We start from the raw sequence: 7,730 nt of genomic DNA on the forward strand, positions 1-7,730 counted from the left end.
ATGCTGTACTGCGTGTCCTTGTCAAAGTACATAAGGACGTTTCGGCAGAATATGACGTCGACCTGCTGCGGCGCGCTCATCGTAGAGAGGTTGCCAATTTCAAAACTGACAAGCGACCTGACCTTTGCCGAAACCTGGTACTGGCCGTCCGGCGCGCGGGCAAAGTGCCTGCCGAGCATGTCTTCTGGAACGTTTTCGACGCTTGCCTGCGCGTACGTCCCTGACTTTGCCCTTTCAAGTGCCTTGCTGCTGACGTCTGTGGCAATAACCATGCCTTTGAACCTGCCAAGTGCAAGGGCGGCCTCGGCAAAGAGCATCGCGATGCTGTAGGGCTCCTCGCCTGAAGCGCAGCCGGCGCTCCACGCCTTTACCTCTCCGTCCTTTACGCGCGAGTAAATGTCGGGGATTATCTTTTCGTAAAACGCCTGGTAGAACTCGAAGTCCCTGAAAAACTCTGTCACGTTGATAGAAAACGTGGCCAGCAGCGCGTGAAACTCTGCCGGGTCGCTTTCAAGCAGGCGGGCGTACTGTGAGTATGTCGACACGTCCCTTGCCTTTAGCCTGACGTCCAGCCTGCGCTTCAGGAACCCGTCCTTGTACTGGCGCAGGTCCACGCCCTTTTTCATCGCCTTTTCTACTACGGGACTCATATCGTCCTGCGCCTGCATCAAAGCGCCTTTTCCCCCGTCCTCCTCGTGCTCACTATCACCATGCCGGTCCCGACATCGAGCTTGACCCACCTGCCTGTGGTCGACCCGACGTCTTCGGCCAGCAGCCTTATCCCGCTCTTTGCAAGCAGGGCCCTTGTCGCCTCGGCGTTCCTTGCGCCGATGTTGAACATGCTCTCCGCGCCGTCGTGAGAGAACACCTTGGCGCCCCCTGCAATCTTGGCCACGATGCGCCTCTGCACCGCCCCTCTTGCCGACATCGCCTTGACCGTGTTTTCAAGCGCCTGGTTGGCATACTTGGCCTCGTTTTCGCCGCCCTCTCCGCTTCCCTCCGGCAGCATGATGTGCGCCATGCCGCCTATCTTTGCGCCGGGGTCGTACAGGCAGAGCGCGACGCACGAGCCTACAAACGTCGAAAGCGTAACGCCAGATTCGGACGAAACCTGCAGTTCACCCATCGCAACGTTGGTCGCTTCGCTCATGCATACTCTTACCCCGTTTCGCCTTTGGAGAGGATCTTTTTCGTGTCCTCCGTGGTAAAGATGAGGAACAGATGTATCGTTATCCCGCATTTTACCCCAAAGATGTCCACCTCGGCAAGCACCAGGCTGTTTGTGTGGGCCGAGATCTCGGCCAGCGGATCCTCGATGAGCGTGTTCAGAGTCTCTATCGCAAATCCCGGCGCCGAGCAGTCTATCCTAAAGCCGGTCGAGTTTGATATGGCGTTGAGGAACGAGCCTGCGAGCAGGATGTTCCCTGCTTCTGCCAGCGACGACCTGCCCATCTGGTCAAGCGACTCCATGCTATCCTTCCCGTTCAGTTTTGCTGCAAGTTTCAGCGCCTGCTTCTCCATCATGAAGCAGAGCATGCTTATGCGCATGTCGCCCTCCGTCTTCAGGTACACGCCGTACATCTCCTCGTTCATGTATGGCAGCACGACATCGTCGACACCCCTCAGGTTCATCTCCCTGACGCCGCGTATGCTGTACTTGGCTTCCTCGCCTATCAACATGGAAAAGGCCGGGACCGTCTTTGACTTTATGAACGAGCTAAAAATGTCGTTCAGGTCCACGAGTTCTTGTTTGCTTATGGATATATTTTCCATGACTATGACCACCTAAAGGCGGGCCGGGTCCAGGATCAGCGCCACCTTGCCGTCGCCGAGGATCGTCGCCTCCGACGCCTGCGAGTTTGAGCTGCCAGAACCGTCCAGCCTCTTTATGACTATCTCCTGCTTGCTCTCAAAGCCGTCCACTATCAGGCCGTACGGCCTGCCGTTCTTGTTCACGATTACGACGGTGAGGTGCTCTGCATTTTTTTCGCCTGCCTTTTCTATGCCAAGCATCTTGTCCGTCCTTGTCAGCGGCACGACCTGCTCTCTGAACATTATCACTTCCCTGCCGTGCACCAGCCTGACGCTCTCCCTGCCTATGCGCATGGTAGAGATCACGCTTGAAAGCGGGAGGACGTACTTTTCCTCGCCTATCGCCACCAGAAGGCCGCCGATGATTGACAGGCTCAGCGGTATTATCAGCATAAAGCGCGTGCCCTTGCCCTTTACAGTCTCTATCTTGACCTGGCCGCCTACTGCCTCTATCTGGCTGAATACCACGTCAAGGCCGACGCCCCTGCCTGAAATGTCGGTGACCTGCTTGGCAGTCGACAACCCCGGCGTGCCGAGGAGCCCGAGCGCCTGCTCTTCAGTCATCGAGTCGGCCTCCTCCTTTGTAACCAGCTTTTTCTCCACGGCCTTGGCCTTGAGCCTGTCGATGTCGATGCCCCTTCCGTCGTCTTCCACCATCACCATCACCCTGTCGCCCACCTTGGACGCGTTCAGCTTTATAGTCCCGGTCCTTGGCTTGCCGGCCTGCTCGCGCTTGTCAGGCATCTCTTGCGCGTGGTCGACCGCGTTTCTCAGCATGTGCAGTAATGGGTCGGTGATGGCGTCAAGCACCGTCCTGTCCAGCTCTATGCCGAGCCCTTCCATCTCTAGCTTGATGTCCTTGCCCTGGCCTGCGGCAAGGTCGCGGATCATGCGGGGGAACCTGTTGAATATCTGCTCCACCGGCACCAATCGCAGTTTCATGGTCTGGTACTGCAGGTCCGACACAAGCCGGCCTATGCTCATGAGCGTGTGGTGCACCTTGGGGTCGGCGGTAGAGTTGCCGACAGTCTGTTCCAGGCGCATCTTGGCTATCAAAAGCTCGCCGACGAGGTCTACCAGCGAGTCGAGGTCCTGCATCTTTACCCTGATGGTCTGCGGGACGGTGGAATGCTGCTGCGCCTGCGCCTCTGCGCCGGGCTTGCCCATCTCTGACGGGTTGCTCAGGTCCTTCAGGTACTGCTCGATGTCTATCTTTACGTTTTCGTCGTCTACCATCTGCTGGATGGCGTCAAAGCACTTGAAGAGGTAGCTTGCCACGTCTGACGAGATCTTTTCCTCTCCCTTGCGGAACTTGTCAAACAGCTCCTCGACTGCCTTGCAGAGCTCTTTTATCTGGTCGTAGCCCATTGTCGCCGCCATGCCCTTGACTGTGTGGGCAGAGCGGAACGCCGCGTCAAGGTGCTCCTTGCTCTTGGGGTCCTCTTCCAGCTTTAATAGCGACTGGTTGAGGTACTGCACGTGCTCGCGCGCCTCCTGCACGAAAAGGTCGCGGTAGGCGGATTTTTCGTCGCTCATTTCAGGCTCCCAACCATCTTTACAATCTCGTCGGCTATCATGTCTGCCGGCAGCAACCTGTCGACAGCGTCCATCTCGACTGCCGCCTTGGCCATGCCAAACACGACAGACGAGGCCTCGTCTTGGCCGGCCGTCCTGCCGCCGCGCCTCTTTATCATCTTCATCCCAAACGCGCCGTCGTGGCCCATCCCGGTCAGGAGCACGCCGACTGTCCGGCTTCCATAAACCTCTGACGCCGAGACCATGGCCATGTTGATGGCCGGCCTGACGCCAAACCTCTTGGGCGACTTGTTGAGCTCTATCCTGTGCGACGATCTTACCATCATGTGGTAGTCGCCCGGAGCCAAAAGCGCGGCGCCGGCCATGACGGTGTCGCCCTCCCTAGCTTCCCTGACCGGTATCTTGCCTACGCCGTTCAGGCGCTCTGCAAAGCTTTTCGTAAAGCCTTCCGGCATGTGCTGCACAATCACAACGCCTGCAGGCAGGTCTGCCGGCAGCCTGGACATTATCTCTGACACGATGCCCGGCCCGCCTGTCGACGCGCCGATTACTACTATGGCCTTGCCCTCCTCTGCCTTGTGGGGCCTTTCCCTTGGCTGCGACTCGGCTCTTTTGGCCCTCCTCGCCTTTAGCTGCGCCGGGTTTGTCTCGGCAGCTACTTCTATCTTTGAAATGAGCGTCTCTTTGAGCGTCTGCATCTTGTCGGGATCGTCGCTTGGTATAGGTATGAAATCTACTGCGCCAAGTTCCAGCGCCGAGAACACTACATCGGCGCCCCTGTGGCCATAGCTGCTGACCACGACGATAGGCACGGGGCTTCTTGCCATGGCGTTTTCGATAAAAGTCAGCCCGTCCATGTTGGGCATCTCCAAGTCCAGCAGGATTACGTCCGGCCTGCTCTTGGAAAGCTTTCTCAGAGCGTCCGCCCCGTCGGTAGCGGTCTCGCACACGCGGACCTGCCGGCTTGACGCTATCATGTCGCCAAACATCGCGCGCATGTATGCCGAGTCGTTGACGACCATGACCTGTATCTTGTCGCCTTCAAGAGCGGTGGCCAACTATTACCTGCCCCTCATTACCTTGCCAAGCACTGCGGCGACCATCGCCCTGTCGAAGGGCTTGACTACATAGTCCTTTGCGCCCATCTTTATGGCGTCCTGCACTATCTGCTTCTGCTCGACTGACGTGACCATGATGACCTTGGCCGTCGGGTCGTGCGCCATTATCGACTTTAGCGCCTGTATGCCGTCGGTGCCCGGCATGTTGATGTCCATGGTCACAAGGTCCGGCTTGTTCTTTTTGTACGAGTCGATGGCTGCCGCGCCGTCGCCTGCCTCGGTGATGTTGGTAAAGCCGTTTGACGACAGAATGTCTTTCAATATAGTCCGCATGAAAAGCGCGTCGTCCACTACCAGGATCTTGGCGTTTCTAGATGACATCCCATCCGCTCCTACTGCGCCGGCTGCTCCTCAAGCAACAGCTTCAGGTCGATAATGACTACGAGGCTGTCCTGCATCTTGGCTATGCCCTTGACGTACGGCGCCGACTCGCCGACGCCCGTCGGGTTTGGCTCGATCTGGCTTGCGGGTATCCTTATCACCTCGTCTACCTCGTCAACGAGCAGGCCCACCAGCATCGAGCCCACCGCGACTATCAGAATCCTGGTAGATGGGTTGACCTCCTTTATCGGCTGGAACCCCAGCTTTTCCTTGATGTCGATTATCGTGATTATCTTGCCGCGCAGGTTCATGACCCCCTTTACGTACGGCGGGGCGTTTGGCACCCTGCTGATGTTTTCCAAGAGCCCTATCTCCTGGACCTGGCTCACGTCGACGCCATAGTCCATCTTTTTTGACGAATTTTCCTCAAGCAGGCTGAAAACCAGGATCTGCGACGAGTCGCTGGCCGCCATGGCTGTAGTCATGGGCGCGCCCCCTTGCTTGCATAGGAGCTGGCAGTTTCTCTAGACATATCAACAATGTATGGCTCTTGCGTTAATATGGTCAAGTATGTCAAAAGGCGTACACGAAAAAAGAGCCTAAAGGCTCTGAATGATGACGGAATGCCAGCCTGACGAGTAGGTCTCGTAGCCGGTAGAAAGCGCGTGGCCGATGCAGCATTCCTGGTTCCTGTACCTCTTCATGCCAAAGCCCTTCTTCATGCCATAGACCTCTCGCTCGCCGTCAAAGTGTATGGCCTCTTGCAGGATCTTGCCGTCCGTGTCTGCAAGCACCGTTCCCGCGTCGTCGACCAGGCACACCCTGCTCTTGGCCCTGTCTTCCTTTGTTAGCGGCGTCTTGTTCACAATTTCCTGCGCGAGCTTTTCCCAGTCAAACACCGTCCCAAGGACGCCCAGTATCCTGCCAGTCGCGCCGTCGCGCACGCAACACGAAAATATCACTGCGAGCTGGTCGTCGAGGTACGGCGACCTGTGCACCGGCGAGCACCCAAACTCGTCCTTTGCAGCCGCCGCCATGGCGCTCCTGAACCATTCGCTCTCTTTCTGGTTGGCGCTCTTGAAATTGAACATGTCTGGCTTGCCGTTTGCCACGACGTTGCCGGCTGCGTCGCACAACACCAGATCAAAGTACACGGTGTAGGCGTTCAATATGACGCCCATCCTGGCTGACGCCGCCTTGCTTGACTCTGGGCTTGCAGCTGCAAGTGCCGAGACCATGCTGGGGTCCTTGGCCCACCAGCGCACGTCGCACGACCTTTCGTACAGGCTCCGGTCGACAAGGTCGATGTTTGTCATGGCAAGGTCGGAGAGCCTCACGCCCCTGATGTTGGTGGCCTGCATCTTGATGATGTCCTTGAGCTCGCTTATCGACCCCAGGCTTTCGTCGCGCAGCTTCTCTATGGTGTCGCCAATCTTTCTTGACAGCTTGCCCATCTCCTCGGCGACTATGCTAAACGCCTTGCCCGCCTCGCCCGCCCTGCTGGCCTCTATCAGCGCGTTGATTGCAAGTACCTCTGTCTCCCCGTTGATGTGGTCTATCTGGTTGATGGCGGCTGCGGTCTTGGACGACAGTATCTCTGACAGCTCGGCGAGCGATTCTAGCGACGAGTTTTCGGCGTTGTTGCCTGCGGGCTTCATGCTCTCTGAAAACGGGCGCGACGATAAAGCCCCGCGTATGTGGGCTTTATTACATGTCTCCGGGAATTTGTGCCCAGATCTGGCAAAATGACAGAAAGTTATATAACATTTCGTCTGTATAGTACAGACAGACATGGCGCGGGTTGAGGGAAGAAAGCTTTTGTTCCTCGTTGCCTATTGCACGCTTGCCCTGTACGCCTACGCGACGGTGCTCTACCACGCGGCAGATTTCGCCTTGGCCCTGGACCCTGACAGGTCAAACCCGCTCACGGCCACGACGGCCAAGTTCCGCGCCGGCCTTGAATGCCGGGACTATGTGGCGGAGACTGGCGACGAGTCGTGCTATTTGAAGTGGATGGCCTGACTGTCGCCGCGGGCGCCACACTCTGTAACGCTAATATATTTGCCCCTTGAACGAGATGTGGGATGAGCGAGGACGTTGAACGCGGGGCCCTTTACCGCGAGCTGAAAAGGCTCGGTATAGAGACGAGCGAGCTGGACCAGCTTTCAAACAATTCTTTAAAGCAACTTGTCGAGGCGATAAAGGCCGCGTACGCGGAATATGACAAGAGCAAGCGCGTAAATTAAATAAAAAAAGTGTGGAGGTGGCTAGGCTAGTTAGCCAGCTCCCTTCCTTCGCCGCCTGCGGACATCTTTAACGGCACAGGCTTGTCCTCCCGTGACTCTGGCTTTTTCGATAGAGAAATCTTGAACGACTTTTTCTCCTGCTCGGGCGCCTGCTCCGGCACCAGCTCCTCGCCTGCGTGGTCCGTCCTGAACTTGGCTATCAGCGATCGGGACTTTTCCGCAATCCTTGCAAGCTCTTGCGCCGCGTTCGTCACTTCCTGCATGCTTGCCGACTGCTCTTCAGTGGCCGCCGACACCTCTTCCGCGGACGCCGCCGTCTGCTCTGCCACGGACGCGACTTCTGCCGTCAGTTTCGTCACGTTCTCCGTCGACGACACCTGGCTGTTGGTCCTTTCTGCTATCTCCCTCACCCTCTTGGCAGTCTGGAGAGCCTCTGAAGATATCGCTTCAAGCGACGACAGGGCCTTGTTGATGATGTCAGAGCTTTCATAGACCTCCCTCGAGCCGGACTCTATGTTCTGCACCGAGGCGTCTATCGTGGTCTTGATGTCCTCCACCAGTTTCGCGATTCCCTCGGCCGCCTTGAGCGAGCCCTCTGCCAGGCGCTTTACCTCGTCGGCGACGACTGCAAAGCCCTTGCCCGCCTCGCCCGCCCTCGCAGCCTCGATTGCGGCGTTGAGCGCAAGCAGGTTGGTCT

At 57.5% G+C, this 7,730-nt stretch carries 11 protein-coding genes; 2 read left to right on the top strand and 9 right to left on the bottom strand.

The genetic code is table 11. From position 1 onward, the window contains the following. From ACREAY_RS06935 to ACREAY_RS06970, 8 genes are all read right to left on the bottom strand, one after another. Positions 1-650 (bottom strand): CheR family methyltransferase (locus tag ACREAY_RS06935; protein WP_431755037.1); only part of this gene is annotated, 650 nt, incomplete at its 3' end. A 17-nt stretch (positions 651-667) separates the two neighbouring features. Then, a complete protein-coding gene (locus ACREAY_RS06940) occupies positions 668-1,150 on the bottom strand; it encodes a chemotaxis protein CheD (RefSeq protein WP_431755038.1) in 483 nt (160 codons plus the stop codon). Between the two features lie 8 nt (positions 1,151-1,158). Continuing rightward, complete coding sequence (locus tag ACREAY_RS06945; RefSeq protein WP_431755039.1) at positions 1,159-1,773, bottom strand: chemotaxis protein CheC; 615 nt, start codon at positions 1,771-1,773, stop codon at positions 1,159-1,161. A 12-nt stretch (positions 1,774-1,785) separates the two neighbouring features. Further along, positions 1,786-3,348: a chemotaxis protein CheA gene (locus ACREAY_RS06950; protein WP_431755040.1), complete on the bottom strand. Its 1,563-nt coding sequence runs from the start codon at positions 3,346-3,348 to the stop codon at positions 1,786-1,788. Next, positions 3,345-4,406: a protein-glutamate methylesterase/protein-glutamine glutaminase gene (locus ACREAY_RS06955; RefSeq protein WP_431755041.1), complete on the bottom strand. Its 1,062-nt coding sequence runs from the start codon at positions 4,404-4,406 to the stop codon at positions 3,345-3,347. The genes ACREAY_RS06950 and ACREAY_RS06955 overlap by 4 nt, the downstream gene beginning before the upstream one ends. A gap of 3 nt (positions 4,407-4,409) precedes the next feature. Then, positions 4,410-4,787: a response regulator gene (locus tag ACREAY_RS06960; protein WP_431755042.1), complete on the bottom strand. Its 378-nt coding sequence runs from the start codon at positions 4,785-4,787 to the stop codon at positions 4,410-4,412. An 11-nt stretch (positions 4,788-4,798) separates the two neighbouring features. After that, positions 4,799-5,272 (bottom strand): chemotaxis protein CheW, encoded by a 474-nt coding sequence (locus ACREAY_RS06965; protein WP_431755043.1) that lies wholly within the window; start codon positions 5,270-5,272, stop codon positions 4,799-4,801. A 114-nt stretch (positions 5,273-5,386) separates the two neighbouring features. Further along, a complete protein-coding gene (locus ACREAY_RS06970; protein WP_431755044.1) occupies positions 5,387-6,445 on the bottom strand; it encodes a methyl-accepting chemotaxis protein in 1,059 nt (352 codons plus the stop codon). Between the two features lie 133 nt (positions 6,446-6,578). Here ACREAY_RS06970 and ACREAY_RS06975 point away from each other — a divergent pair, with 133 nt between their 5' ends. Continuing rightward, the gene (locus ACREAY_RS06975; protein WP_431755045.1) at positions 6,579-6,809 is read left to right on the top strand and encodes a hypothetical protein; all 231 of its coding nucleotides are present in this window, start codon (positions 6,579-6,581) and stop codon (positions 6,807-6,809) included. Between the two features lie 62 nt (positions 6,810-6,871). Then, a complete protein-coding gene (locus ACREAY_RS06980) occupies positions 6,872-7,033 on the top strand; it encodes a hypothetical protein (RefSeq protein WP_431755046.1) in 162 nt (53 codons plus the stop codon). A gap of 26 nt (positions 7,034-7,059) precedes the next feature. Here the strand turns inward: ACREAY_RS06980 and ACREAY_RS06985 are convergent. Beyond that, on the bottom strand, positions 7,060-7,730 hold a 671-nt coding region (locus ACREAY_RS06985), incomplete at its 5' end, for a methyl-accepting chemotaxis protein (RefSeq protein ID WP_431755047.1).

The sequence above is a fragment of the Nitrososphaera sp. genome, from assembly GCF_050748925.1.
GTDB lineage: Archaea > Thermoproteota > Nitrososphaeria > Nitrososphaerales > Nitrososphaeraceae > Nitrososphaera.

Excerpts from the sequence above, each read along its gene's own strand:
- ACREAY_RS06980 (WP_431755046.1), top strand. The coding sequence starts at position 6,872 with ATGAGCGAGGACGTTGAACGCGGGGCCCTTTACCGCGAGCTGAAAAGG.
- ACREAY_RS06945 (WP_431755039.1), bottom strand. The coding sequence starts at position 1,773 with ATGGAAAATATATCCATAAGCAAACAAGAACTCGTGGACCTGAACGAC.
- ACREAY_RS06965 (WP_431755043.1), bottom strand. The coding sequence starts at position 5,272 with ATGACTACAGCCATGGCGGCCAGCGACTCGTCGCAGATCCTGGTTTTC.
- ACREAY_RS06960 (WP_431755042.1), bottom strand. The coding sequence starts at position 4,787 with ATGTCATCTAGAAACGCCAAGATCCTGGTAGTGGACGACGCGCTTTTC.
- ACREAY_RS06970 (WP_431755044.1), bottom strand. The coding sequence starts at position 6,445 with ATGAAGCCCGCAGGCAACAACGCCGAAAACTCGTCGCTAGAATCGCTC.
- ACREAY_RS06950 (WP_431755040.1), bottom strand. The coding sequence starts at position 3,348 with ATGAGCGACGAAAAATCCGCCTACCGCGACCTTTTCGTGCAGGAGGCG.
- ACREAY_RS06940 (WP_431755038.1), bottom strand. The coding sequence starts at position 1,150 with ATGAGCGAAGCGACCAACGTTGCGATGGGTGAACTGCAGGTTTCGTCC.
- ACREAY_RS06975 (WP_431755045.1), top strand. The coding sequence starts at position 6,579 with ATGGCGCGGGTTGAGGGAAGAAAGCTTTTGTTCCTCGTTGCCTATTGC.